This is a genomic window from Burkholderia territorii, from assembly GCF_902833055.1.
Lineage (GTDB): Bacteria > Pseudomonadota > Gammaproteobacteria > Burkholderiales > Burkholderiaceae > Burkholderia > Burkholderia territorii.
In genome coordinates, this window is the sequence record NZ_CADFEJ010000031.1 from 20,977 (window position 1) to 46,867 (window position 25,891).

Genomic DNA, 25,891 nt, shown 5'->3' on the forward strand with positions numbered 1-25,891 from the left:
TCCCGTATCCGCGTCACGATGAAACACGAATTCCTGCGTCACGCGGCGCGCTTCGCGCCCGTGCTGATCCTCGGCCTCGCCCCCGCGCTCGCATGCGCGCAGGCGGCCGGCCTGCCCGCCTTCAACACGAGCCCGGGCCCGAACGGCGGCACCACCTATTCGCTGAGCGTGCAGACGATGCTGCTGCTCACGATGCTGTCGTTCCTGCCGGCGATGCTGCTGATGATGACGAGCTTCACGCGCATCATCATCGTGCTGTCGCTGCTGCGCCAGGCGCTCGGCACCGCGACGACGCCGCCGAACCAGGTGCTGGTCGGCCTCGCGATGTTCCTCACCTTCTTCGTGATGTCGCCGGTGCTGGACCGCGCGTATGCCGACGGCTACAAGCCGTTCTCCGATGGCTCGATGCCGATGGAGCAGGCCGTGCAGCGCGGCGTCGCGCCGTTCAAGAGCTTCATGCTGAAGCAGACCCGCGAGACCGATCTCGCGCTGTTCGCGAAGATCTCGAAGGCCGCGCCGATGCAGGGCCCGGAAGACGTGCCGCTGTCGCTGCTGGTCCCCGCATTCGTCACGAGCGAGTTGAAGACCGGTTTCCAGATCGGCTTCACGATCTTCATCCCGTTCCTGATCATCGACATGGTCGTCGCGAGCGTGCTGATGTCGATGGGGATGATGATGGTGTCGCCATCCACCGTGTCGCTGCCGTTCAAGCTGATGCTGTTCGTGCTGGTCGACGGCTGGCAGCTCCTGATCGGCTCGCTCGCGCAGAGCTTCACGTAAGCGGAGGACGCGCGCGATGACGCCCGAACAAGTGATGACGCTGGCGCACCAGGCGATGATGGTCGGCCTGCTGCTGGCCGCCCCGCTGCTGCTGGTCGCGCTCGCGGTCGGCCTCGTCGTGAGCCTGTTCCAGGCCGCGACGCAGATCAACGAATCGACGCTGTCGTTCATCCCGAAGCTGCTCGCGGTGGCCGCGACGCTCGTGATCGCCGGCCCGTGGATGCTGACGACGATGCTCGACTACCTGCGGCAGACGCTGCTGCACGTCGCGACGCTCGGCGCCGGCTGAGCGGCACGCCAGGCTCCGTCCCGCCGCGATGTTCTCGGTCACCTACGCGCAGCTCAACGGCTGGCTGACGGCTTTCCTGTGGCCGTTCGTGCGGATGCTCGCGCTCGTCGCGACGGCGCCCGTGGTCGGCCACGCCGCGGTGCCCGTGCGCGTGAAGATCGGCATCGCCGCGTTCATGGCGCTGGTCGTCGCGCCGACGCTCGGCGCGATGCCGGGTGTCACCGTGTTCTCCGCGCAGGGCATCTGGATCGTCGTCACGCAGTTCCTGATCGGCGTGGCGATGGGCTTCACGATGCAGATCGTGTTCGCCGCCGTCGAGGCGGCCGGCGACTTCATCGGCCTGTCGATGGGGCTCGGTTTCGCGACCTTCTTCGACCCGCATTCGAACGGCGCGACGCCGGCGATGGGCCGGTTCCTGAACGCGATCGCGATGCTCGCGTTCCTTGCGGTGGACGGCCACCTGCAGGTATTCGCGGCGCTGGCCGCGTCGTTCCAGTCGCTGCCGGTGTCGGCCGATTTGCTGCACGCGCCGGGCTGGCGCACGCTCGCCGCATTCGGCGCGACCGTGTTCGAGATGGGGCTGCTGCTCGCGCTGCCGGTGGTCGCGGCGCTCCTCATCGCGAACCTCGCGCTCGGGATCCTGAACCGCGCGGCGCCGCAGATCGGCATCTTCCAGATCGGCTTTCCGGTCACGATGCTGGTCGGGCTGTTGCTCGTGCAACTGATGATCCCGAACCTCGTGCCGTTCGTGTCGCATCTGTTCGACATGGGTGTCGATGCGATGGGGAGGGTGTTGCTGGGGTGGCGGTAGGCCACTCGCGCCCCGATTGCTGGAAAACCCCTAACGGAATCGCCGGCCCGCGAAAGGTTGCGGAAGGTTTCGCCTCCCTATACTCGTCAGGACGATGCAGCAAGCATCGCGCCATACGAATACAACGAAGGAGACGACCCCGATGCGACCCATCCTGCGCACCCTCGCCGTTGCAGCCAGCCTGAGCTGCGCGCTCGCCGCTCACCCCGCCTTCGCCGACGACGGCGGCAAGGTCACGATCATGGTCGGCGGGATCGCCAAGCTGATCTACCTGCCCGCGCGGCTCACGCAGGAGCTCGGCTACTTCAAGGCGGAGGGGCTCGACGTCGAACTGCTGTCGCAGCCGGCCGGCGTCGACGCCGAGAACGAGCTGCTGGCGGGCGCCGTGCAGGGCGTCGTCGGCTTCTATGACCATACGATCGACCTGCAGAGCAAGGGCAAGGAAGTGAAGGCGATCGCCGTGTTCGGCCAGGTGCCGGGCGAGGTCGAGATGGTGTCGACCAAGGCTGCCGCCACCTTCAAGTCGATGGCCGACGCGAAAGGCAAGACGCTCGGCGTGACCGGCCTCGGCTCGTCGACGAGCTTCCTCACGCAATACCTCGCATTGCAGCACGGCGTGGCGTCGACGCAGTACACGATGCTGCCGGTCGGCGCCGACGCGAGCTTCATCGCCGCGATCAAGCAGGGCCGCATCGACGCCGGGATGACGACCGAGCCGACGGTGTCCGCGCTCGAGAAGATGGGCGACGCGAAGGTGCTGGTCGACCTGCGCACGCTGGAAGGCACGCGCGCCGCGCTCGGCGGCACGTACCCGGCCGCGAGCCTGTACGTGCAGTCGGCGTGGGCCGATTCGCACAAGGCGGAAGCCACCAAGCTCGCGCACGCGTTCGCGAAGACGATGCAGTTCATCCACACGCACAGCGCGGATGAAATCGCCGCGAAGATGCCGGCCGACTACCAGAAGGACAAGGCGCTGTACGTGTCCGCGCTGAAGGCGTCGCTGCCGATGTACACGGCCGACGCGAAGATGCCGGCCGACGGCCCGGCGACCGTGCTGAAGGTGTTGTCGGCGTTCAACCCGTCGGTGAAGGGCAAGCACATCGACCTCGCGCGCACCTACACCAACGATTTCGTGAACGCGAAGTAATCGACATCGGTACAGGCGCCGGCGGCGGCGATCCCGCCGCCGCGCGTTCCCCGTTCCGGCCCGGCTGACCGGCCCGGCGCCGCCACGATGCGGCGCCCTCCTCACCCGCAGGACGAATGCGATGAACCAGGCAGTTTCCCCGAGCACACCGGCGATCGAGTTTCGCAATGTGTCGTGCCGCTTCATTTCGCCGGAAGGCAAGGCCACCGTCGCGTTGCGCGACTTCACCATGAGCGTCGCGCGCGGCGAGTTCATCGCGATCGTCGGGCCCACCGGCTGCGGCAAGTCGACGACGCTGAACCTGATCACCGGCTTGCTGAAGCCGGCGTCGGGCGAGGTGCGCGTGATGGGTCGCCCGGTCGACGGGATCGATCCGCGCATTGGCTTCGTGTTCCAGGCCGACGCCGTGTTCCCGTGGCGCAACGTGATCGACAACGTCGCGGCGGGCCCGCTGTTTCGCGGCCGCTCGAAGGATGTCGCGTATGCGCAGGCCGAGGAATGGATCCGCAAGGTCGGCCTCGACAAGTTCACGAAGCACTACCCGCACCAGCTCTCCGGCGGGATGCGCAAGCGCGTCGCGCTCGCGCAGACTTTCATCAACCAGCCGGAAATCCTGCTGATGGACGAGCCGTTCTCCGCGCTCGACATGCAGACGCGCACGCTGATGCAGGACGAGCTGCTGCAGTTGTGGTCGGCGAACAAGGGCTCGGTCGTGTTCGTCACGCACGATCTCGAGGAGGCGATCGCGCTTGCCGACCGCGTGTTCGTGCTGACCGCGCGCCCCGCGACGCTCAAGCGCGTGTACGAGATCGACCTGCCGCGCCCGCGCGTCACGTCGGAGATTCGCTACGACACGCGCTTCATCGAAATTTCCAAGGACATCTGGCACGACCTGCGCGAAGAAGTGCAGATCGGCTGACAGCAGCAAGGACAGGACAGGAGCATGACCGACATGACGCTTCCCCCCACCGCCATCGCGGCGACGTCGCTCGAGGACGAGTCGCGCGCCGCGCAAACCCGGCTGCGCCGCCGCCGGCAACTGATCATCGGCCTGCGGATCGCCGTGCTCGTCGTCGTGCTGGGCGGCTGGGAACTTGCCGCGCGGCTCAAGTGGATCGATCCGTTCTTCTTCTCGCAACCGACGCTGATCTTCGCGCAGATCCAGGACTGGTTCGTCAACGGCACGTCGCAGGGGCCGCTGCTCACGCAGGTCTGGGTGACGCTCGAGGAAACCACGATCGGCTTCCTGATCGGCTCGGTCGCCGGCGTGATCTGCGGGATCGTGCTCGGCCGCAACAAGTTGATGGCCGACGTGTTCGGCCTGTACATCCAGATCGCGAACTCGATTCCGCGCGTCGTGCTCGGCTCGGTGTTCGTGATCGCGCTCGGCCTCGGGATGGCGTCGAAGATCGCGCTGGCCGTCGTGATGGTGTTCTTCGTCGTGTTCGGCAACGCGTTCCAGGGTGTGCGCGAGGCCGACCGCTACCTGATCGCGAACGCGCAGATCCTCGGCGCGTCGCGCCGGCAGATCACCACGTCGGTCGTGATCCCGTCCGCGCTGTCGTGGATTCTCGCGAGCCTGCACGTGAGCTTCGGCTTCGCGCTGGTCGGTGCGGTCGTCGGCGAATTCCTGGGTTCCAAGCAGGGCATCGGCCTGCTAATCTCCACCGCCCAGGGCGCGTTCAACGCGAGCGGCGTGTTCGCGGCGATGATCGTGCTGGCCGTGGTCGCGCTGGCCGCCGACTACCTGCTGACCTGGCTCGAGAAGCGCTTGCTCAAGTGGCGCCCCGCCGCGTTCTGAGCCGCGCACGCATCGGATCACATACCCGAACCGCGCCGGTGGCCCCGGCGCGGTTCGGCATTGAGGAGAAGGAATGGCGCACAGCCTGCGCGGGCGGCTGTTGTGGTGGCTGCTGCTGCCGCTCGCGGCGTTCGTGCTGATCGCGGGCGCGATGTCGTACGACACCGCGCGGCGCACGGCCGCGCTCGTGCAGGACAGCGCGCTCGTCGCGTCCGCGCGCACGATCGGCGAGGACGTCGAATGGCGCAACGGGCTGCCCGTCGCCGACGTGCCGCCGGCCGCGCTCGAGATCTTCGAGTCGCCGTCGCGCGATTCGGTGTTCTACAAGGTGATCGACGGCCACGGCCGGCTGCTCGCCGGCAACCCGGCGCTCGCGCTGCCCGAGCGTCACGACGCCGAGCCGACGCTGTACGACACGTCGCTCGACGGCGTGCGGCTGCGCGCGGCCGCTTACGATCGCCAGCTGTACGACGAAGGGCAGATCGAGACGGTCACGGTCGTCGTCGCGAAGACGACGCGCTCGCACGACGCGATGGTCGCGACGATCTGGCGGCCGCAGCTCGTGCGCCTGTCGCTGATGCTGGTGCTCGCGGTCGTGCTCGTGTATCTCGGCCTCACGCTCGAGCTGCGCCCGTTGATGAAGCTCAAGGACGACGTTGCCGACCGCGGCCCGATGGAGCTCGAGCCGATTCGCCCGGAGCGGCTTCAGCACGAACTGCGGCCGATCGTCGACGCGATCAACCAGTGCATCGCGCGGCTCAATACGCACACGGCCACGCAACGCCGCTTCATCGCCGACGCCGCGCACCAGCTGCGCACGCCGATCGCCGTGCTCGACACGCAGATCCAGTACGCGCAGCAGCGCGAGCACAACGACGCGGAGCTCGCGTCGGTGCTCGACAGCATGCAGCGCAGCAGTCGCAGGATGGCCGACGTGACCGACAAGCTGCTGCTGCTCGCGCACGCGGAAGCGACGCCGTCGACGCTGCTCACGCATCGCGTCGACCTGGCCGCCGTCGTGTCGAGCGTGCTGGAGGAAACGATCGTGCTCGCGCAACGGCGCGACATCGACCTCGGCGCCGATCTCGGCGAACGGCTCGACGTCGCGGGCAGCGACAGCCTGCTGACCGCGCTGGTGATGAACCTCGTCGACAACGCGGTGCGCTACACGCAGCCGGGCGGCTGCGTGACGGTCGCCGCACGGCGCGACGGCGACGCGGTCGTGCTCGACGTGGTCGACAACGGCCCGGGCATTCCGGCCGAAGCGCGGCCGCACGTGTTCAAGCGGTTCTACCGCGTGTCGGCCGACACCGAAGGCTCGGGCCTCGGCCTCGCGATCGTGCGCGAGATCGCGCAGGCGCACGGCGGCAGCGCGTCGCTCGCGCCGGGCCCCGGCAATCGCGGTATCGTCGTGACCGTGCGGCTGCCCGCGTACGCTTGAAGAGAAGGCACCATGAAACTCCTGCTGGTCGAAGACAACGCCGAACTCGCGCACTGGATCGTGAACCTGCTGCGCGGCGAGGATTTCGCGGTCGACTGCGTCGGCGACGGCGAACGCGCCGACACCGTGCTGAAGACCGAGCGCTACGACGCGGTGCTGCTCGACATGCGGCTGCCGGGCATCAGCGGCAAGGAAGTGCTCGCGCGATTGCGGCGCCGCAACGACAACGTGCCGGTGCTGATGCTGACCGCGCACGGCTCGGTCGACGACAAGGTCGACTGCTTCGGCGCCGGCGCCGACGACTACGTAGTCAAGCCGTTCGAATCGCGCGAGCTGGTCGCGCGGATCCGCGCGCTGATCCGCCGGCAGGCCGGTGTGGGCACGACGCAGCTCGTGTGCGGCGATCTCGTCTACGCGTTCGGCACGCGCGAATTCCGTTGCGGCAACGCCGTGCTCGCGCTGCGTCGCCGCGAGCATGCGATTCTCGAAACGCTGATGCTGCAGCAGAACAAGACGGTATCGAAGGCGCGGCTGATGGACAGCGTGTTCGCGCTCGACGACGAACCGAGCGCGGATGCGATCGACATCTACATTCACCGGCTGCGCAAGCATCTTGCGGGCAGCACGGCCGAGATCATCACGCTGCGCGGGCTCGGCTACATCCTGCGCGAGAAGAGCGCGCAGCACTGACGGCCGTCCGTCGGACGTCGGTATCGATTCGTAGCACGTAACGTCCCGGCAACCCGCGGCCCGCCTGCCCGATTCGTGATTGTTGCGCGTTCGGTGTTTTCACCGATCCGATTCTTTCCTCCGGGAAAGCGGCGTGAAGGATTGCACCCTCTACGATGCTACACGCCGGCCTCCTCGCTGTGGCCGGCACCATTCGGCATACATTACGTACTGCCAACGAACAGATTTCAATGCGGCAGCTCGGAGGAGACGATCTTGAAACGAAAAACCCTTGCCCTTTCCATCGCGGCGGCAGGCCTGTGCGCCGGCACCCAGGCGCACGCGCAGTCGAGCGTGCAGCTCTACGGCCTGATGGACCTGAGCTTTCCGACCTACCGGACCCACGCCGACGCGAACGGCAACCATGTGATCGGCATGGGCAACGAAGGCGAGCCGTGGTTCAGCGGCAGCCGCTGGGGCCTGCGCGGCGCCGAGGACATCGGCGGCGGCACGAAGATCATCTTCCGCCTCGAAAGCGAATTCGTGGTCGCGAACGGCCAGATGGAAGACGAAGGCCAGATCTTCGACCGCGACGCGTGGGTGGGCGTCGAGGACGAGCGCTTCGGCAAGCTGACGGCCGGCTTCCAGAACACGATCGCGCGCGACGCAGCAGCAATTTACGGCGACGCGTACGGTTCCGCGAAGCTCACGACCGAGGAAGGCGGCTGGACCAACTCGAACAACTTCAAGCAGATGATCTTCTACGCGGCCGGCCCGACGGGCACGCGTTACAACAACGGCCTCGCGTGGAAGAAGCTGTTCAGCAACGGCATCTTCGCGAGCGCCGGCTACCAGTTCAGCAACTCGACCGCGTTCGCGACCGGCTCCGCGTACCAGGTCGCGCTCGGCTACAACGGCGGGCCGTTCGCCGTGTCGGGCTTCTACAACCACGTGAATCACGGCGGTTTCACGAACCAGACGTTCTCCGTCGGCGGCAACTACGCGTTCAGCATCGTGCGGTTGAATGCCGGCTACTTCCGCTACAACGGCGATCAGGGTTCGCTCGGCCAGCGCCACGACGATTCGTGGACGGTGTCGATGAAGATCGCGCCGAAGGGCCCGCTCGACTACGAGCTCGGCTACCAGCAGATGCGCATCAAGAACGCCGCGTACAACGCCGACGGCTTCACGCCGAACGCGAACCTCGGCGCGTTCAGCCTGACCAACGGCGTCGGCAACGGCTTCAAGGAAACGATCTACGGATCGGTGTTCTACCACCTGAGCAAGCGCACCGAGCTGTACCTGGCCGGCGACTACATGAAGCTGCATGGCGGCTACAAGGTGTCGTCGACGTTCGGCGCGAAGAACCAGCTCGAACTGACCTCGGGCATCCGCACGCGCTTCTGACCCCGCGGCCGGGGCGCGTCGCGCCCCGCCGTACCCTTCTCGTTCGGGATTCTCCATGCGGGCACGGCGGCGCATTGCGCTGAACGTGCCCTTTTTTCTTCGTTCTGCAAGCGCGATGCGCGCAGCGCCGCGACACGCGGGCCGCAAGCCGCTCGCGGCCCGTCGGACGGGCGTTTCCCGGCCGATGCGCGCCCACTCGCCTCGCATCGGTGCTTGACCTGCGCCGACCGACTCGCTAGCGTTTCGGGTTTGCCCGGGTGGCCATTGCCGCCGGTGCCGCGAGTGCGCCCGATGTCCTGGCGCACGCGGCCGGGCTCCGATGGAAAAAACGATGCAGAAACTCGATGCGGAGAGCCCGCAGGCGATGTCGACGGATTTCATCGCCGACAACGTCGCGCGCCTGAAGGCGCTGTTCCCCGAACTCGTGACCGAAGGCCCGGACGGTGCGTCGGTCGACGTCGACGTGCTGAAGGCGCTGGTCGGCGAGCGCATCGTCGGCGCCGCCGACGAGCGCTACGGCTTCCACTGGCACGGCAAGCGCAGCGCGCGCCAGGCCGCGCTCACGCCGTCGACGGGCACGCTGCGTCCGTGCCCCGGCGACAGCGTCGCGTGGGACGACACGCGCCATCTCGTGATCGATGGCGACAACCTCGACGTGATGAAGCTGCTGCACAAGAGCTACGCGGGCAAGGTGAAGCTCGTCTACATCGACCCGCCGTACAACACCGGCAGCGATTTCGTCTATCCGGACGACTTCAGCGACAGCATCCGCCACTACCTGGCGATGACGGGCCAGACCGAAGGCGGCGTGAAGCGCAGCACCAACACCGAGGCGAACGGCCGGTTCCACACCGACTGGCTGAACATGATGTATCCGCGCCTGAAGCTCGCGCACGCGCTGTTGTCCGACGAAGGTCTGATCGCCGTGCACATCGACGAGCACGAAGTGCATGCGCTCGTGCTGATGCTGCGCGAGATCTTCGGCGAGGAGAACGAGCTCGGCGTCGCCGTGTGGGACAAGCGCAATCCGAAGGGCGATGCGCGCGGCATCGCGTACCAGCACGAATCGCTGGTGCTGTTCGCGCGCAACGCCGAGACGCTGCTCGAGCAGGCGCCGCTGAAGCGCCCGAAGCGCAACGCGCAGCGCATGCTGGATGCCGCGCACGACGCGGTGTACCGCAGCGGCAACGCGAAGGATGCGCAAAAGGCCTACCGCGCGTGGATGAAGGCGCAGACCAACCTGTCGGGCGGCGAGGTGATGTACGACCGGCTGTCGGCCGACGGGCGCGTGTACCGCCTCGTGTCGATGGCATGGCCGAACAAGAAGAAAGCGCCGGAAGAATATTTCACGCCGCTGATCCATCCGGTCACCGGCAAGCCGTGCGCGATGCCGGCACGCGGCTGGCGCAACCCGCCCGCGACGATGCAGGCGCTGATCGAGCGCGGCCAGATCGAGTTCGGCCCGGATGAAACGACGCAGCCGCAGCGCATCTACTATCTCGACGAGAACATGTACGAGAACGTGCCGTCGGTGCTGCCGTTCGCGGGCTCCGACGACGCGTTGCTGAAGACGCTCGGCATCCCGTTCGACCAGCCGAAGCCGGTCGACTTCGCGGCCGCCGTGATCGGCTGGTGCACGCGCGGCGACGACATCGTGCTCGACTGCTTCGCCGGCTCCGGCTCGACCGGTCACGCGGTGATGCAGGTGAACGCGACCGACGGCGGCGCACGGCGCTACATCCTCGTGCAGCTGCCCGAGGCGCTCGACCGCCGCGACAAGACGCAGCTGGCGGCCGCCGATTTCTGCGCGAAGCTGAAGAAGCCGCTCACGCTCGCGGAAATCACGAAGGAACGCCTGCGCCGCGCCGCGCAGCAGGTCGCGCGCGATTTTCCGGAGAGCTATGGCGATCTCGGTTTCCGCGTGTACCGGCTCGACACGACCAACGTGATCGAATGGGATCCGCGCCGCGACGACTTCGATCACGCGCTCTTCGCGTCCGTCGAGCACGTGAAGACCGGCCGCAGCGAGGACGACCTGCTCGCCGAGCTGACGCTCAAGCTCGGCCTCGACCTGTGCACGCCGGTCGAGCATCACCAGGTCGCGGGCAAGACCGTGCACCTGATCGGCCGCGCGATCGTCGCGTGCTTCGATGCGCGCATTGCGCGCGACGACGCGGGCCCGCTCGCCGACGGCATCGTCGACCTGCTCGACGCGAGCGGCGCGACGCGCGACGTCACGTGCCTGTTCCGCGACAGCGGCTTCGTCGACGACGTCGCGAAGCTCAATCTCGCCGCGCTGCTCGAACAGCACGGCGTGAAGCGCGTGCGGAGCCTGTGATGCGGCTGCATTTCGAAGCGGATCTCGACTACCAGCGCGAGGCGATCGACGCCGTCTGCGACCTGTTTCGCGGCCAGGAATCGTATCGCGGCGACTTCAGCGTGTTCGCGAACGCGGCGCCCGGCACGACGGCCGCCGCGCAAGGCTCGCTGGGCTTCGCGGTATCGGAGCAAGGCGTCGGCAACCGGCTGTCGCTGACCGACGACGCGCTCGCGCGCAATCTCGCCGACGTGCAGCTGCGCGGCGGGCTGCCGCCGTCCGGCCCGCCCGACTCGCGCGACTTCACCGTCGAGATGGAGACCGGCACCGGCAAGACCTACGTTTACCTGCGCACGATCTTCGAGCTGAACCGCCGCTACGGCTTCACGAAATTCGTGATCGTCGTGCCGTCGATCGCGATCAAGGAAGGCGTGCACAAGACGCTGTCGATCACCGAGGATCATTTCCGCGCGCTGTACGCGGGCGTGCCGTACGACTATTTCCTGTACGACTCGGCGAAGCTCGGCCAGGTGCGCCACTTCGCGGCGAGCGCGGCGATCCAGATCATGGTCATGACCGTCGCCGCGATCAACAAGAAAGAGATCAACAACCTTTACAAGGACAGCGAGAAGACCGGCGGCGAGAAGCCGATCGACCTGATCCGCGCGACGCGGCCGATCGTGATCGTCGACGAGCCGCAAAGCGTCGACGGCGGGCTCGAGGGGCGCGGGCGCGAAGCGCTCGCCGCGATGGCGCCGCTCTGCACGCTGCGCTATTCGGCGACGCACGTCGACCGCCATCACATGGTCTACCGGCTCGATGCGGTCGACGCGTACGAGCGCAAGCTCGTCAAGCAGATCGAGATCGCGTCGGCGATTGTGGAGGATGCGCACAACAAGCCGTACGTGCGGCTCGTCGGCGTGTCGAACCGGCGCGGCGCGATCAGCGCGCGCATCGAGCTCGACGTGGCGACCGCGGCCGGCGTGAAGCGCCAGATCGTGTCGGCGACCGACGGCGACGATCTCGAACGCCTGACCCGGCGTGCGCTGTACGCCGGGCTGCGCATCGGCGAGGTGCATGCGGTGAAGGGGGCCGAATACGTCGAGCTGCGCCATCCGGAAGGCGAGGCGTTCCTGTCGCTCGGCGAGGCGTTCGGCGACATCGACACGCTCGCCGTGCAGCGCGAGATGATCCGCCGCACGATCCGCGAGCATCTCGACAAGGAATTGCGCCTGGCCGAGCGCGGCGTGAAGGTGCTGTCGCTGTTCTTCGTCGACTCGGTCGAGCGCTATCGGCGCTACGACGAGAACGGGATGCCCGTGAAGGGCGACTACGCGCTGATCTTCGAAGAAGAATATGCGCGCGCGGCGCGCGTGCCGGCCTACCGTGCGCTGTTCGACGGCGTCGACGTCGCGCTCGAAGTCGAGCGCGCGCACAACGGCTACTTCTCGATCGATCGCAAGGGCGGCTGGACCGACACGAGCGAGAGCAGCGCCGCCGCGCGCGAGAACGCGGAGCGCGCGTACGGGCTCATCATGCGCGAGAAGGAAGCGCTGCTGTCGTTCGACACGCCGCTGAAGTTCATCTTCTCGCACTCGGCGCTCAAGGAAGGCTGGGACAACCCGAACGTATTCCAGATCTGCACGCTGCGCGACATCCAGACCGAACGCGAGCGCCGCCAGACGCTCGGCCGCGGGCTGCGCCTGGCCGTCGACCAGGACGGCGAACGCGTGCGCGATCCGGGCGTGAACACGCTCACCGTGATCGCGACCGAGCGCTACGAATCGTTCGCGGAGAACCTGCAGAAGGAAATCGAGGCCGACACCGGTATCCGCTTCGGAATCGTCGAGGAACACCAGTTCGCGGCGCTGCCGGTGCAGGAAGGCGACGGGCCCGCGCATGCGCTCGGCATCGAGCTGTCGCGCGTGTTGTGGGCGCATCTGCACGAGCAGGGCTACGTCGACGCGCAGGGCAAGGTGCTCGACCGGCTGAAGGATGCGCTGCGCCAGAGCGCGCTCGTGCTGCCCGAGGCGTTCGAGTCGCTGCGCGCGCCGATCGTCGCGACGCTGCGCAAGCTGTCCGGCCGCTTCGCGGTGCGCAATGCCGACGAACGTCGCGCGATCGCGTTGCGGCGCGATGCATCGGGCAAGGCCGTCGTGTTCGGCGACGACTTCCGCGCGCTGTGGGACCGCATCCGTCATCGCACCGTGTACAGCGTCGAGTTCGACAACGCGAAGCTCGTGCGCGATTGCACGGCCGCGCTGCGCGACGCGCCGGACATCGCGCGTGCGCGGCTGCAGTGGCGCAAGGCCGAGATCGATATCGGCAAGGCCGGCGTCGAGGCGGTCGAGGTGGCGGGCGCCGGCACGGTGCTGATCGACGAGGGCGAGCTGCCGCTGCCCGACCTGCTCACCGAACTGCAGGACCGCACGCAGCTCACGCGCCGCTCGCTCGCGACGATCCTGGCCGACAGCGGCCGGCTCGACGACTTCCGCGTGAATCCGCAGCAGTTCATCGCGCTGGCCGCCGATGCGATCAACCGCTGCAAGCGGCTCGCGCTGGTGGCGGGCATCGCGTACCGCAAGCTCGGCGAACGCCACGTGCATGCGCTCGAATCGTTCGAGAGCGAGGCGCTGACCGGCTACCTGCGCAACCTGCGGCCCGATGCGCGCAAGTCGATCCACGAGGCCGTCGTGTGCGAGACCGACGCGGAGCGTGCGTTCGCCGATGCACTCGAAGCGCACGACGGCGTGAAGCTGTACGCGAAGCTGCCCGCGTGGTTCCGCGTGCCGACGCCGCTTGGCAGCTATCACCCGGACTGGGCGGTGCTCGCGGAGCAGGAAGACGGCGAGCGGCTCTATTTCGTCGTCGATACGCCGAATGCCGACGGCGACGTGACGAGCGAGCACGAGCGCGCGAAGCTCGCATGCGGCGACGCGCATTTCCGCGCGCTGGTAGACGGCGGCGAGGCCGCGCGGTTCGTGCGTGTCAGGCACGCCGATGCGTTGTTCGAGCCCGTTGCGGCCACCGCGCCGCGAGCGCACGCGGGACGTTGAAACGAAGGGCGGCGCGAGCCGCCCTTTTTTCATGTAGCGGACCGTGACGCTGCGATGCGTCCGTCGCTGCGGGGGCGAATCGGTGCGTCATCCGCGTGAAAGCGATTCGTATCCTCGCGTGCTCGAGCGACCGGTTACGGCTGGTTGCAAATCGGGGTCGATGCGATGCCGATGCGCGACGCCTCCGTTGCGCCGCAACCATGAAAAAGGGCGCCGAAGCGCCCTTTCTTCACATGCGCATGCCGCGGTCAAAGCGTGCGGCCGAATGCATTGCGATGTGCGTGATGCGTGGACGTCGATGCATGTGCAGTATGGCCATGCGTGCGACCGTGACCGTGGCCCGGCTGCGTGCCCGCACGATCGGCGATCGTGTCGGAGCGGTCGGCTGCACGCGCGAGGCCCTTGTCGCGGTCGCCCGCGTGCATGCCGTTCGAGTTGCTCAGCGCTTCACCGCTCATGTGGCCGCCGGACATGCCGCCCGCGTTGCCACCCATGCCGCCGGCGCCATGACCGCCGCCGTTGCCGCCGCCATTCCCGCCCGCTGCCGCATTCGCGGACACGGCACCGAATGCGAGCAGCGCGGCGGCCAACACGGACAGATATCGTTGCGTTTTCATTGTTTGCTCCCTGGAGCGTGTTCGAATGATTGCATTCTAGGAACACGCGATTTCCGCGCGACTCGACGTTGTAAATGATCGTAACGGCGTGCGCGATGCGCATTCATCGGATCAATGGGCGACTTGCCGGCCGCTCGTCGTCGAATGAAGGAAGGTGAAAGGCGGAAACGGCATCGTCGCACCGTTTCCGCCCGTGAGCGCGCTTAGTTCGCCGGCTGCCCGCCCTGCGCGGCCGCATTGCGCTGCGCGGCCGCTTCCTGCTCGTGTTTCTTCGCCATGTGATGGCCGACGATGCAGCCGCCGACCGCGCCGGCCACCGCGTGATGTCCCGCGTAGTGGCCGGCGACGCCGCCCACCACCGCGCCCTTCATGCAGCCTGCCGCGTGCGCGCTGCCGATCGTTGCGAACGCAACTATTGCAGCCGCAGCGCACGATCCGATGTATCGATTGGGCTTCATGCGATCACTCTCCTCTCACCGTCGTGATCCGTCTTCCCGCGAGCCGGTCGCCCGGTTCAGTTCCAGCGGCCGCGCCAGCCGTCGCCGTCACGCCACGCGCGCTCGCGCCACTCGTGCTCGCGCCATTCGCGGCGGCGCCACTCGTGTTCGCGCCATTGACGCGCACGCCAGTCGTTGTCGCGATAGCCCACCGGCGCGTACATTACCGGCGGCGGCGGCGCGACGTACACGGGTTCCGGCGCCGCGTAGACGCCCGGCACACCGATCCCGACCGACAGGTCGACGTGGGCCGATGCGACGCCCGAAGCTGCCAGCGCCGCTACACCGAGAACTGCACCGAGAATAAGTTTCTTGCTCATTTCGCGACTCCCTGCACGTGTCGTGCGTCATGTGACTACGGTTTGGAGTCTAGGCACCGGGCGCAGACACAGGTGAAACCGGTCTGCGAGACCGGTAACGGACGTTTACCGGGGGCTGCAAAGCCTTGCCGGGCAAGGATGAAAGGCGATTCGACACGCCGTTGCAACGGCGCACCGAATCGGTAAAGGCGGGAATTTTTGCCGGAAAGCGCGGCGGCGGCGCACGCCGCGCCGGCTGATGGAGCGACGTTATGCGCGGATATCGTCGACGCTGCGCAGCCAGTGCACGCTGAACAGGTTGTCCGCGTCGGTCCACACGGTGTCGGGCTCGAAGCCCGCACGGCGCGCGATCGCGCGGAAGCCGTCGATCGTGAACTTGTGCGAGTTCTCCGTGTGAATGCGCTCGCCGGCCTCGAAGCGGAACGCGTGACCGCGCACGTGCACCGTTTGCGCGATGCCGCTGACGAGATGCATCTCGATGCGCTGCCGGTCGCGGTCGTAGAACGCGCAATGCGAGAACGCGTCGAGATCGAAGTCCGCGCCGAGCTCCGCGTTCGCGCGGGCGAGCAGGTTCAGGTTGAACCGCGCGGTCACGCCCTGCGCATCGTTGTACGCGCGATGCAGCACGCGCTCGTCCTTCACGAGATCCACGCCGACCAGCAGGCCGCCGCCGCGCAAAAGCCGCGCCGCGTCGCGCAGGAATGCATCGGCTTCCTCCGGCGAGAAGTTGCCGATCGTCGAGCCGGGGAAGAAGCCGACGCGCCGGCGCGGCGTTTCCGTCAGCTCGGCCAGTTGCTCGGCTTTCGTGTAGTCGGCCGCGATCGGCGCGACGTCGAGCCACGGATACGCGGCACGCAGCCGCGCAGCGGCGCCGTGCAGGTAGTCGGCCGAGATGTCGATCGGCACGTAGCGCGCCGGCGCGTTCGCGTAGTTGTCCGCGCACGCGTCGAGCAGCACGCGGATCTTCTCGAGCGAGCCCGCGCCGAATTCGACGATGTCCGCATGCGGGCCGACGCGCCGCACGATCTCGGCCGCGCGATCGCGCAGGATGCCGAGCTCGGTACGCGTCGGGTAATACTCGGGCAGTTCGCAGATGCGGTCGAACAACGCCGAGCCGGCCGCATCGTAGAAGTATTTCGGCGAAATGCTGCGCGGCGTACGCGACAGTCCGTCGATCAGGTCGCGCTCGAACGCGCTCGGCCGCGAATCGCGGGCGGGTTGCAGGCCACCGCTCGTGGCCGTCAGATCAGACGTCTCGCGCAAGTCGCACTCCCGTGAATTGCCAGCGCGCGGCCGGCGGAAAGAAATTGCGGTACGTCGGCCGTTCGTGCCCGGGCGGCGTCGCGATGCTGCTGCCGCGCAGGACCTGCTGGCCGACCATGAACTTGCCGTTGTATTCGGCGGCGACGCCCGCCAGCGGCCGAAAGCCCGGATATGGCTCGTATGACGAACGCGTCCACTGCCACACGTGCCCGAGCATCTGCCGAATGCCGTCCGCGCCGAACGCCGCCTCCCATTCGAATTCGGTCGGCAGGCGCGCGCCGGCCCATTCCGCGTACGCGGCCGCTTCGTAGAAGCTCACGTGACACACCGGCGCGTCGGGCGCGAGCGGCTCCACGCCGTGCAGACCGAACGCGCGCCATGCAGGTACGGTGTCCGGCGCACCGCCGTCGTCCGCAATCCAGTACGCGGGGCCTTGCCACCCTTCCCGTTGCACCGTCGCCCAGCCGTCCGACAGCCAGTATTCGGGGCGTGCGTAGCCGCCGTCCGCGATGAAGGCCGCGAATTCCGCATTCGTCACGAGGCGGTTCGCGATCTCGTACGGACGCACGAGCGCCGTATGGCGCGGCCGTTCGTTGTCGAACGAGAACGCGTCGCCGTCGTGGCCGATCTCGACCAGCCCGCCCGGCTGCGGCAGCCAGCGCAACGCGCCGGCATCGCCCGCGGCCAGCGCGGCTTGCGAGTCGGCGCTGTCACGCGGCCGGAACGCCGGCTTCAGCGGATTGCACGAGAACGCATGCAGCATGTCCGTGGCGATCAGCTCCTGATGCTGCTGTTCGTGATGCAGGCCGAGCTCGATCTCGGGCGCGATCGTGGCGAGCAGCGCCGCATCGGCGCCGTCGAGCGCGCGCAGCATCGCGTCGTCGACGTACTGCCGGTACGCATGCACCTCGGCGAGCGACGGACGCGTGAGCAGCCCGCGCTGCGGCCGCGGATGGCGCGGGCCGAGTGCTTCGTAATAGGAATTGAAGAGGAACTGGAACGCGTCGTCGAACGGTGCGTAGCCGCGCACGCGGCGCATCAGCACGACGGTTTCGAAGAACCAGGTCGTATGCGCGAGATGCCATTTCACCGGACTGGCGTCGGGCATCGACTGCACGGCCTGGTCTTCGGCGGACAGCGTCGCCGTCAACGCGATGCTGTGGGCGCGCACGTCCTGGTAACGGCGCTGAAGCTGGGATGCAGGGAGGCTCATCGGTTTACCGTCCACGTCGCGATTCGCTGCGTTGCGTTGCCGGAAAAAGGAAAGCCTTGCGCTCGAATGCGCGCGGCTGACGTGCGACCTTCATTGCTGCGTCGTCGGGCAGCCGGCGCGCGCGCCGGGCCGCTGGGTGCGACTTCACTTCATCTGCCCGTGCAGAACAGTATGGGCCAGAAATGTGAACGTCGCGAATCGGATTTCGCGTGAAACGCATGCGAAAGACAAATGAAAGCAATCGTGCTTCCAGCGGCGGCGGCATCACGAACCGTCGATGCCCGTGATGGCTGGCCCGGAGCGTCATCGCAATGAGCATGCCTGCGCGCCGACATTACCGACGCCTCATGACAACCGCTCGGCACACGTGAAAGGTCGACCATTCGGATTCGCCCGAGGAACGGCGTCATGCGGTGGATAGCGGCCCCGATGTCGGCATCGTTGATGCCGCGGCCCTCTGAGCGATGTTCAACTGCCCTGTCCTTCGCACGCTCCCCGACTTTTGAAAAAAAGTTGCTCGCCGATGTCACACGCGCGGGTGCCTCGCTCGTCATATCACCGGAACCCACACGAAAGGAGAAGGAACCATGACTGCGAAACTCAATCCGTTTGCCGCCGCCCCCGCGCTGATGAAGAACTGGATGACCGTATCGGTCGCCGCTGCCGGGAGCCTCGAGCCGACGCTGATCGAGCTGGTCAAGATTCGCGCATCGCAGATCAACGCGTGTGCGAACTGCCTTAACATGCACACCGTCGAGGCACGCGAGCAAGGCGAGACCGAGCAGCGCATCAACCTGCTGGCCGCGTGGCGCGAAGCGCCCTGCTACACCGAGCGCGAACGCGCGGCGCTCGGCTGGACCGATGCGCTCACGCGACTGTCGGAGGGGCACGCGGCGCACGAAGCGGCCTATGCGGCGCTGAACGACCATTTCAGCCAGGAGGAACAGGTGAAACTCACGGTGATGATCAACGTGATCAATGGCTGGAACCGGCTGGCCGTCGGCTTCGGGCTGTGGATCGATCCGGCTGAAGCAAAAGCCGCTGCCGCGAAGATGGTGGCCTGATGACGAACGTCGATCCGGCCGCGGGCAATGCCGAAGACCGGGCCGACGCGGCGGCGAGCTTCGATCCGCTGCGTCGTACGCTGATACGCGTCGCGTACCGGATGCTCGGTTCCGTCGCGGACGCCGAGGACATCGTGCAGGACGCGTTCGTCCGCTGGATGGACGTCGATCGCACCGAGGTGCGCGTGCCCGAGGCGTTCCTGCGCCGGATGGTGATGCGCATGTGCCTCGATCAGCTGAAGTCCGCCCGGCACCAGCGCGAGACCTATATCGGCCCGTGGCTGCCGGAGCCGGTCGTCGAAGAAGATGAACAGGAGGATGTCACGCTGCCGTTGATGCTCGCGCTCGAACGGCTGTCGCCGCTGGAGCGTGCTGCGTTTCTTCTGCACGATGTGTTCGGTCTCGAGTTCGACGAGATCGCGACGACGATCCAGCGTGAGCCCGCCGCATGCCGGCAACTCGCCGCGCGAGCGCGCACGCATGTGCGCGAGGCGCGACCGCGGTTTCATGTCGAGAAGCAGCGCGGAATCGAGTTGGCCGAGGCGTTCTTTGCGGCGTCACGCAGCGGCGACATGCGCGCGCTCGGCGCGATGCTTGCCGAGGACGTGAGCCTGCATTCGGACGGCGGCGGCAAGCGTTCGGCAGCCGGCAAGCCGGTGTTCGGCTTCGAACGCGTGATGAAAGTGCACGAGTATCTGGCCGAGCTGTTCGCGACGCACGCATCGAAACTCGTGCGGGCCGGGTTCATCAACGGGTTGCCGGGTTTCGTCACGCTGGAGGCCGACGGCGAGCTGCAGACGACGGCGCTCGAGATCGAGGACGGGAAGATCGTCGCGATCTATGTCGTGCGCAATCCTGACAAGTTGAAGCATCTGCATTGATGCTTGACGGGCGGGGCTTTGCGCCCGTTTTTCGTGCTCTGCGCCCTGCCCTTGCCTGCTTCGCGTTGCCGATTGCCTGCTGCGTGCCGCAGCGTGAATCGCGCGAATGCATGTGTGACTTCGGCCGCAAAAAGAAAAACGCCACGCGATGTTGCCGCGTGGCGTTTGTATGTTGGCGAGCCGGATTGCCTGTAGGCAATGCGCGCTGCCGGACCCCTTCATTTTGTTCGTTGGTAGGCTCGATTGGATTCGAACCAACGACCCCCACCATGTCAAGGTGGTGCTCTAACCAACTGAGCTACGAGCCTAAGAAGCCGCGAATTATAGAGAGGGTTTTTGAGGAGCACAAGCCCCTTCGTGAAAATTTTTTGAATCGGATGTGTTCGTCGCTGACGATCGATGTTGCCTGGCGATGCCGGCCACCTCGGGTTCGTTGTTTCGCATCACAGCAAAACGTGTCGGTGTGCCGTGATGTTATCCACATCGCCCTCTGGATAACCGTCCCGCAAGCCTCTGGATTCACAGTGGAACGATTGAGGATATGTCGGCGCGGCTGTGAATCGACGAAAAGTTGTTCTGTGCTGCACAGAGTTTTGCGTGTGCATCGCGCGCGGTTATGCATTCCGTTTCGCGGTGTAGATTCAGGATGTTACGGAGGTTATCCACTGTGAGGCGCGGCGCTTGTTAACTATCACTACGTATGTATACGAACACTGTTAACACCTTTGGATAGGCACAGTCCGGCGACTGTGATCCTCGCCGAACAAGGGACGCCCGCGATGGCGGTATGGGAAGATGCGCACGGAATCGAGGTCGCGGGCAGACGGCCGCACCGGCTCGCAAGGATCAATGATGATGGGCACGACGGCGCCATACGACCTGACGGACGACGCCACGCGTCGCAAAATTTTTTGGCTGCTTCAACGCGTGAGCAGCCTGTCGCTCTGGACGCGCAAGCGCGACGCGTTTGCGAGATTCGCCGCCGCATACGAGCATGCAGCGCGCACATGGCCCGATGAGGAACCCGGGCCGATTCATGATGGCCACTTTCCGATCATTGCCGAAATTCTCGCGGCTTATGATCGCGGGCTGTCCGAATTGGCCCGAGGGAACCGGCTCGTCTGGAAGCGTGGTGGTCCGCTCGAGCATGCATGCAGGCGTTATGACTTTTTAGACTCGAATTTTTTTCCTCATCCCGATTACTGGGATCGCGGTGCGCAGGCTGCCCCGTACCCGCCGAGGGTTGAATCGCTGGCCCGGCTACTGCACGCGTCGGAAGTTCATGTCGAGTATGCGCCGTTCGATCCGGGGAATGGATTCGGCGATCTCGCGAAGCTGCGCTCGGCAAGCCTGCTGTTGTCCCCGAATGCGTACAAGCGCAACTTCCACACGCTTCCGTATCCGGTGTTTCCTGAGCGCCTGCCCGAGGTTCCGAAAACTGCAGGCCCGGTGATCAAGACTGGTCAGCGAGTGCCTTGCGATGGTATCTGGGAGCCCGTCGCCGTCGAGTGGCCGACGTGGCTCGGCATCGCATCTATCGGCAAGCGCAGACTGCGCAACGACGGTTGCTTCAATTATTTCATTCGAGGCATTCGAGCACCGAACCTCCGGGACGATGTCACGGGGTTGTTTATCCGAACACGCTGGCGATTGTTATGGGAAGATCGACGTTACATAGATGGCATCGCTCCCGACGAATCGCAGTATTTCCTGGAGCCGGAGCAGGAACCACTAATCAGCCCGAATCCGTGATGCACGTAGCCCAAGCATCACAAGAAGTCGGGCATTGGCACACGCACGACGACCACACGGTTCGTCGCGGTACCGCAAAGTTGATCGAGTGAAAGAAGGGCTAGGCAAAGCAAACCGACTAGATAATCGGCTTTATACAGTCGACGAATGACGGGAGCGAGCGGACGACACATTGCCGAAAGTTCGAGACCCGGTGTCGAGCCAGCGGAGGCTTCATGCCGTTAGTACATTGTTCGCATCACGGATACGTCGGCGGCGAGCGCGTCACTCGAGCCGTTCGCGATCTCGTCAATGATCGAGCGAACTGGAGGGACGATCACGGTGTCGTCCCTTTGACGCTCGTTCGCGACGAGCTCGAATATCCGGGATTCATGCTCGAATCGGAGAGAGGAAACATCGCTGATTTGGGCGCCACGTATGAGGACTGTGGCGTCTATCGTTTCAGCGACGACGAATCGATGGAGGCAGCGATCGGTATGCTGACACCGACCTGCAGCGCTTGCCTTCGCGAACTCAGGGCGCTGAGCGACGCGGAATAAATGATGCGAGCGCACGGAATTTGCGTCACGCGGCGCGGAAATCCAGCGATACCGGGCGCCTGCGTGCACTTTGAACGCGTACGTTTGCAGAGTCGGACCACGTGTGGATAACCGCCACATCTAACCAGTTGATCGCCTGTGCACCGAACGCAATCCGCCGCGACCAAATGCCTTGTGGATATCGCGCCCGAATGCAGCTCAAAAAACTGTGCAAACCGAGAGCGATCAAGCAGACCGATGACCGCGCGTGCTGCCGTCATGACTGATGTGGACAACACACCGAAAAGCCAGTCTGAGCCCTGTGCAAGCACTTGGTGGACGCGGGCCAGCCAAAGCCGACAATGCTGCACCAATCAGCGGGCCGACGGCCGCCGGAGATCACCGACAGGCCTTACACCGCCCCCATCAAATCTGCTGATCGAGCGCCTGCACGACGGCCTGTTCCGCGACCTTATCCACCGGCCCGACCACCGCATAATTGAGCCCATTCACCGACCCATACCGCGCGAGCAGCGCGCCATCCACACGTTGCCCGGCCGGCAGCAGCCGATGTTTCGATTCCGCCGGCCGGAGGTAGAAGCTCAGCGTTCGCCCGGCATCGTCCTCATAGAGCACCATCGCGGCAGTAGCGCCGCTGTCCGTCGTAAACAACCGCCCGCCAACCGGCCTGAACCCTGCCGCACTCAAATCCGGCAGCCTCGCCGATGCTCCCACGCGCCGGGTGAGCCACCCTTGCAAATCGCCCGCACCCGTCGGCCGGTAATCGACCTTTGCGGTTTGATCGACCACCATCATCCGATAAGCCTCGACCGCATCGCTCATCGGCGCGATGGGCGGCGGCGCGTTCCACCCGCGCGCCTGCCATCCGCCGAGCGTCCCGAGCCCGATACAGAACACGAACGAAGCGGCCATCGCGAACCGCATCCGCGAGCGCTCGGTGCGCTTCGCCCGAATCGCCGCCGGATCGAGCGCGGGATTCTCACCAGGCATCCGCACGCTCTCCAGCGCGGCCCGCAATCGCTGCGCATCCAGCTGCCATTGCTTCACTTGTTCCGCGCTCTCCGGATGCAGCGCGAGATATCGCTCGACAGCGGCGCGCGCATCGTCGTCGAGCTGGCCGTCGACATAGGCCTGGAGATCGTGTTCGTCGGGGCGGAGCGTATTCATTTCATCAAGCGAAGAGAAGGAGCGGGAAGCTCGCCGTCGCTGAGCCGGCGCAGTGCCTGACGCGCGCGGGAGAGTCGCGACATGACGGTGCCGATCGGCACGTCGAGCAGCTCGGCGACTTCCTGGTACGTGAAGCCCTCGACCGCGACGAGCAGCAGCAGGCTGCGCTGTTCGTCGGAAAGCCGGCCGAACGCTTCGAGCGTCGCGCGTGCGGCCACCTCGCGTTCGGCGGACGGCCAGTGCGCTTCGTCGTCGTCGCGAATGCGGCCGAGCAGCCATGCGTAGCGCTTCGCGCTGCGTTTGCCGTCGAGGAACTGCCGGTAAAGGATCGTGAACAGCCAGCTGCGCAGCGATGCATCGTCGCGTCGGCTTGCCCAGCGCGACAGCGCGCGCTCGAGCGTCGACTGCACGAGATCGTCGGCCGCATGGACATCGCGCGCCAGCCAGAGCGCGAAGCGGCGCAGCCGGGGGATGAGTTCGCGCAATGCGTCGTCGTCGGGGGCGTTGGAGGGCATGGCCGGGGCGCGAGCCGATAAGCGTGGAGATGCTGCGTAGGACGCCGGTCGGCGCCGCTTATTCCTTCAGCATACGAAAAATTTCTTGATGGAATAAAGCGGCGCGGGTGGCGTCCTACACGCGTTCGACAATGATCTGATGATCGGGAGTGCATCCATGAAGCAATCTTCTTCTTCGCCGCCGCGCGAGCCAGGGCGCGGGTGGTGGCGCTGGGCGGTGATCGGCGGCGCGGTGGCCGGCGTGGTCGTGGCTTTCGGGTATGTGGGCGGCTGGCTGGCGCCGGCGCGTCTGACCCCGCACCGGCTCGTCGACGCGCTGCAGACGGCCGGCGGCGAGCATCCGGGCTTCCGGCGCAATCACGCGAAGGGCGTGTGCGTGACCGGTTACTTCGAGGGCAACGGCGCGGCGAGCGCGTATTCGGTCGCGCCGTTCTTCAAGGCGGTGCGCACACCGGTGGTCGGGCGCTTCGCACTGCCGGGCGGGAATCCGTATGCGCCCGACAGCAGCGTACCGATCCGCAGCCTCGCGCTGAAGCTCACCGCGCCGGACGGCCAGCAATGGCGGACCGGGATGAACGCGATGCCCGTGTTTCCGGTGGCGACGCCGAAGGCGTTCTACGCGCAGTTATTGGCGACCCGGCCGGATCCGGCAACGGGAAAGCCCGATCCGGAGAAGGTGAAGGCGTTTTTCGGCGCGCACCCGGAGACGGCTGCGTTCCGCGCGTGGGTGAAGGGTGCGAAGCCGAGCGCGAGCTACGTCACCGAAAGCTATTACGGATTGAACGCGTTCTACTTCGTCGACGCAGCCGGCAAGCGTCAGGCGGTGCGGTGGCGCGTCGTGCCGGAGCAGACGACGGGCGCCGGCGACGTCGCAACGGCCGCGGATCCGAACGTGCTGCAGCAGGACCTGACGCGGCGCATCGCGGACGGTGCGCAGAAATGGAAACTGCTGGTCACGCTGGCGGAGCCGGGCGACCCGGTGGACGACGCGACGAAGACCTGGCCCGCGCAGCGGACGACGATCGACGCCGGCACGCTCGTGCTCGATCGCGTCGAGCCGCAGGACAGCGGGCCGTGCCGCGACGTGAATTACGACCCGACGGTGTTGCCGCAGGGAATACAGGTGTCGGGCGATCCGTTGCTGGCGGCGCGGTCCGCGGCTTATGCGGATTCGTATCTGCGCCGGACGAGTGAGGAGGCCGGCGTGGCCGGCGCGGCGCGACTGAGTGCGGAGGGACGATGATGAAGGCGACGACGTTTAGCTTGCCGGCGAGGCTGCTGCATTGGGTGATGGCCGCGATGATTGTCGCGATGCTGTTCATCGGAGTGGGGATGGTGGCGTCGGTTTCCGGGCGGCACGAATTCCTGGTCGCGTTGCACAAGCCGCTGGGGATTGCCGTGCTGGTGCTCGTTTGCGTGCGGATCGTGGTGCGGTTCGTGTCGAAGCCGCCCGCGTTGCCCGAGGATTTGCCGTGGTGGCAGAAAGTTGCCGCGCATGGGTCGCATCTCGTGCTTTACGCGCTGATGCTCGCAATGCCGCTGATCGGATGGGCGATGCTGTCGGCGGGCGGGTATCCGGTGACGCTGGGCGGCGGTGTGCAGTTGCCGGCGCTGGTCTCGGCCGATCCGGTGGCGTTTGCTTGGCTGCGGGTCGCGCATCGCGTGCTGGCGTATCTGTTCTTCCTGACGTTCCTCGCACACTTCGCGGCGGCGCTGTATCACGGGCTGATTCGGCGCGACGGGGTGGTGAGGGCGATGGTGGGGCGGTGAGCGACGGAGGTTGCATCGAGACGGCGGGGCTGTTTACGGGCGACCGAGGCTAATCCCGCCGTGTCTTTATGTATGACCACCAGGAGGGTTCAGTAGCCTTCCTCGCAGCATGTCAAAATATTTTCACAAAAGGGCTTGCGCAGACCGGGGCAGATGCTTAGAATCTCGCCTCTTTCGCGCTAACGGAAATACGGCGCGGGGGAAGAAGGGAAGCGGTGCGGTAGAGGGCGGTTGTAGCGGCCCCTGGCGCACACGGAATTAAACCGCAGCCCGTCGCAACGAAGTAGTTAAAAAGTTGTTGACGAGTTTTAAAAAGTGGTTAATAATTCCGCTTCTCTGCTGCTGAAAACGCAGCGCTGCTGAGAAACTCCAGGTTTCCCGCAGAAATGCTCTTTAAAAATTAACAGCCGATAAGTGTGGGCGCTTGATGGCAGCGAGCTGATCCTCGGATCAGATAGCAAAAGTATCAAGAGTCTCACACTAAAGTAAGTCAGGTTTATGAAGTGATTCATATTCCTGTCAGCTTTGAGTGAGCGACCGGTTCGAAAGAACCGAAAACAGTAACAGGTTTGAAC

The 25,891-nt window shown here is 66.0% G+C and carries 25 protein-coding genes and 1 tRNA gene; 17 read left to right on the forward strand and 9 right to left on the reverse strand.

The genetic code is table 11. From position 1 onward, the window contains the following. The first annotated feature begins 18 nt into the window (after positions 1 to 18). The 11 genes from fliP to HW466_RS29515 all read left to right on the forward strand — a co-directional run bounded on the left by fliP (position 19) and on the right by HW466_RS29515 (position 13,718). Positions 19 to 780: a flagellar type III secretion system pore protein FliP gene (gene fliP, locus HW466_RS29465; protein WP_059505717.1), complete on the forward strand. Its 762-nt coding sequence runs from the start codon at positions 19 to 21 to the stop codon at positions 778 to 780. A 16-nt stretch (positions 781 to 796) separates the two neighbouring features. Continuing rightward, a complete protein-coding gene (gene fliQ / locus HW466_RS29470) occupies positions 797 to 1,069 on the forward strand; it encodes a flagellar biosynthesis protein FliQ (protein ID WP_006750427.1) in 273 nt (90 codons plus the stop codon). 28 nt (positions 1,070 to 1,097) lie between these two features. Further along, positions 1,098 to 1,880 carry a flagellar biosynthetic protein FliR gene (gene fliR, locus HW466_RS29475; RefSeq protein ID WP_059465942.1) on the forward strand — a complete coding sequence of 261 codons (783 nt, stop codon included), beginning with the start codon at positions 1,098 to 1,100 and terminating at the stop codon, positions 1,878 to 1,880. A 142-nt stretch (positions 1,881 to 2,022) separates the two neighbouring features. Further along, positions 2,023 to 3,027 carry an ABC transporter substrate-binding protein gene (locus HW466_RS29480; RefSeq protein WP_059505738.1) on the forward strand — a complete coding sequence of 335 codons (1,005 nt, stop codon included), beginning with the start codon at positions 2,023 to 2,025 and terminating at the stop codon, positions 3,025 to 3,027. A gap of 121 nt (positions 3,028 to 3,148) precedes the next feature. Continuing rightward, positions 3,149 to 3,946 (forward strand): ABC transporter ATP-binding protein, encoded by a 798-nt coding sequence (locus tag HW466_RS29485; protein WP_059448019.1) that lies wholly within the window; start codon positions 3,149 to 3,151, stop codon positions 3,944 to 3,946. A gap of 24 nt (positions 3,947 to 3,970) precedes the next feature. Further along, the gene (locus HW466_RS29490) at positions 3,971 to 4,828 is read left to right on the forward strand and encodes an ABC transporter permease (RefSeq protein ID WP_147955832.1); all 858 of its coding nucleotides are present in this window, start codon (positions 3,971 to 3,973) and stop codon (positions 4,826 to 4,828) included. Positions 4,829 to 4,901: 73 nt separating this feature from the next. Beyond that, positions 4,902 to 6,269, forward strand: coding sequence for a sensor histidine kinase (locus tag HW466_RS29495; protein ID WP_059942066.1), 1,368 nt, complete (start codon positions 4,902 to 4,904; stop codon positions 6,267 to 6,269). Positions 6,270 to 6,281: 12 nt separating this feature from the next. Further along, positions 6,282 to 6,959, forward strand: a complete 678-nt coding sequence (locus HW466_RS29500) for a response regulator (protein ID WP_059797979.1) — start codon at positions 6,282 to 6,284, stop codon at positions 6,957 to 6,959. Positions 6,960 to 7,214: 255 nt separating this feature from the next. Further along, positions 7,215 to 8,345 (forward strand): porin, encoded by a 1,131-nt coding sequence (locus HW466_RS29505; protein WP_059448022.1) that lies wholly within the window; start codon positions 7,215 to 7,217, stop codon positions 8,343 to 8,345. 331 nt (positions 8,346 to 8,676) lie between these two features. Continuing rightward, positions 8,677 to 10,683, forward strand: a complete 2,007-nt coding sequence (locus HW466_RS29510; protein ID WP_174905989.1) for a site-specific DNA-methyltransferase — start codon at positions 8,677 to 8,679, stop codon at positions 10,681 to 10,683. Continuing rightward, positions 10,683 to 13,718, forward strand: coding sequence for a type III restriction-modification system endonuclease (locus tag HW466_RS29515; RefSeq protein WP_151003679.1), 3,036 nt, complete (start codon positions 10,683 to 10,685; stop codon positions 13,716 to 13,718). Before HW466_RS29510 ends, HW466_RS29515 begins: the two co-directional genes overlap by 1 nt. Positions 13,719 to 13,966: 248 nt before the next feature. Here HW466_RS29515 and HW466_RS29520 read toward each other — a convergent pair whose 3' ends face one another. The 6 genes from HW466_RS29520 to HW466_RS29545 form a co-directional block, all read right to left on the reverse strand. Continuing rightward, positions 13,967 to 14,335: a hypothetical protein gene (locus HW466_RS29520; protein ID WP_059546663.1), complete on the reverse strand. Its 369-nt coding sequence runs from the start codon at positions 14,333 to 14,335 to the stop codon at positions 13,967 to 13,969. Between the two features lie 203 nt (positions 14,336 to 14,538). After that, complete coding sequence (locus HW466_RS29525; protein WP_151003677.1) at positions 14,539 to 14,793, reverse strand: hypothetical protein; 255 nt, start codon at positions 14,791 to 14,793, stop codon at positions 14,539 to 14,541. 56 nt (positions 14,794 to 14,849) lie between these two features. Then, entirely contained in the window at positions 14,850 to 15,152 is a 303-nt protein-coding gene (locus HW466_RS29530) for a hypothetical protein (protein ID WP_151003675.1), read from the reverse strand. Positions 15,153 to 15,401: 249 nt separating this feature from the next. Beyond that, a complete protein-coding gene (gene egtD / locus HW466_RS29535) occupies positions 15,402 to 16,415 on the reverse strand; it encodes an L-histidine N(alpha)-methyltransferase (protein WP_059771416.1) in 1,014 nt (337 codons plus the stop codon). Further along, positions 16,399 to 17,628: an ergothioneine biosynthesis protein EgtB gene (egtB, locus tag HW466_RS29540; protein ID WP_060348703.1), complete on the reverse strand. Its 1,230-nt coding sequence runs from the start codon at positions 17,626 to 17,628 to the stop codon at positions 16,399 to 16,401. Before egtB ends, egtD begins: the two co-directional genes overlap by 17 nt. Positions 17,629 to 17,632: 4 nt before the next feature. Continuing rightward, entirely contained in the window at positions 17,633 to 17,947 is a 315-nt protein-coding gene (locus HW466_RS29545) for a hypothetical protein (RefSeq protein WP_170296625.1), read from the reverse strand. 268 nt (positions 17,948 to 18,215) lie between these two features. On the opposite strand from HW466_RS29545, the gene HW466_RS29550 reads away from it, so the two are divergent. Then, positions 18,216 to 18,692 (forward strand): carboxymuconolactone decarboxylase family protein, encoded by a 477-nt coding sequence (locus tag HW466_RS29550; protein WP_060109748.1) that lies wholly within the window; start codon positions 18,216 to 18,218, stop codon positions 18,690 to 18,692. After that, positions 18,692 to 19,573, forward strand: a complete 882-nt coding sequence (locus HW466_RS29555) for a sigma-70 family RNA polymerase sigma factor (protein WP_151003673.1) — start codon at positions 18,692 to 18,694, stop codon at positions 19,571 to 19,573. Before HW466_RS29550 ends, HW466_RS29555 begins: the two co-directional genes overlap by 1 nt. 231 nt (positions 19,574 to 19,804) lie before the next feature. Here the strand turns inward: HW466_RS29555 and HW466_RS29560 are convergent. Beyond that, positions 19,805 to 19,881 (reverse strand) — tRNA-Val (locus HW466_RS29560). 544 nt (positions 19,882 to 20,425) lie between these two features. Between HW466_RS29560 and HW466_RS29565 the strand changes: the two genes are divergently transcribed. Then, complete coding sequence (locus HW466_RS29565) at positions 20,426 to 21,325, forward strand: Imm72 family immunity protein (protein ID WP_151003671.1); 900 nt, start codon at positions 20,426 to 20,428, stop codon at positions 21,323 to 21,325. 215 nt (positions 21,326 to 21,540) lie between these two features. Then, positions 21,541 to 21,864 (forward strand): hypothetical protein, encoded by a 324-nt coding sequence (locus tag HW466_RS29570; RefSeq protein ID WP_151003669.1) that lies wholly within the window; start codon positions 21,541 to 21,543, stop codon positions 21,862 to 21,864. 405 nt (positions 21,865 to 22,269) lie between these two features. On the opposite strand, the gene HW466_RS29575 is transcribed toward HW466_RS29570, so the two are convergent. Both HW466_RS29575 and HW466_RS29580 read right to left on the reverse strand, forming a co-directional pair. Continuing rightward, positions 22,270 to 23,031 (reverse strand): anti-sigma factor family protein, encoded by a 762-nt coding sequence (locus HW466_RS29575; RefSeq protein WP_151003667.1) that lies wholly within the window; start codon positions 23,029 to 23,031, stop codon positions 22,270 to 22,272. Beyond that, entirely contained in the window at positions 23,028 to 23,546 is a 519-nt protein-coding gene (locus tag HW466_RS29580; RefSeq protein ID WP_059450697.1) for a sigma-70 family RNA polymerase sigma factor, read from the reverse strand. Before HW466_RS29580 ends, HW466_RS29575 begins: the two co-directional genes overlap by 4 nt. A 157-nt stretch (positions 23,547 to 23,703) precedes the next feature. Between HW466_RS29580 and HW466_RS29585 the strand changes: the two genes are divergently transcribed. Beyond that, entirely contained in the window at positions 23,704 to 24,789 is a 1,086-nt protein-coding gene (locus HW466_RS29585; protein ID WP_151003665.1) for a catalase family peroxidase, read from the forward strand. Next, positions 24,786 to 25,316, forward strand: coding sequence for a cytochrome b (locus HW466_RS29590; protein WP_151003663.1), 531 nt, complete (start codon positions 24,786 to 24,788; stop codon positions 25,314 to 25,316). The genes HW466_RS29585 and HW466_RS29590 overlap by 4 nt, the downstream gene beginning before the upstream one ends. Positions 25,317 to 25,891 lie beyond the last annotated feature (575 nt).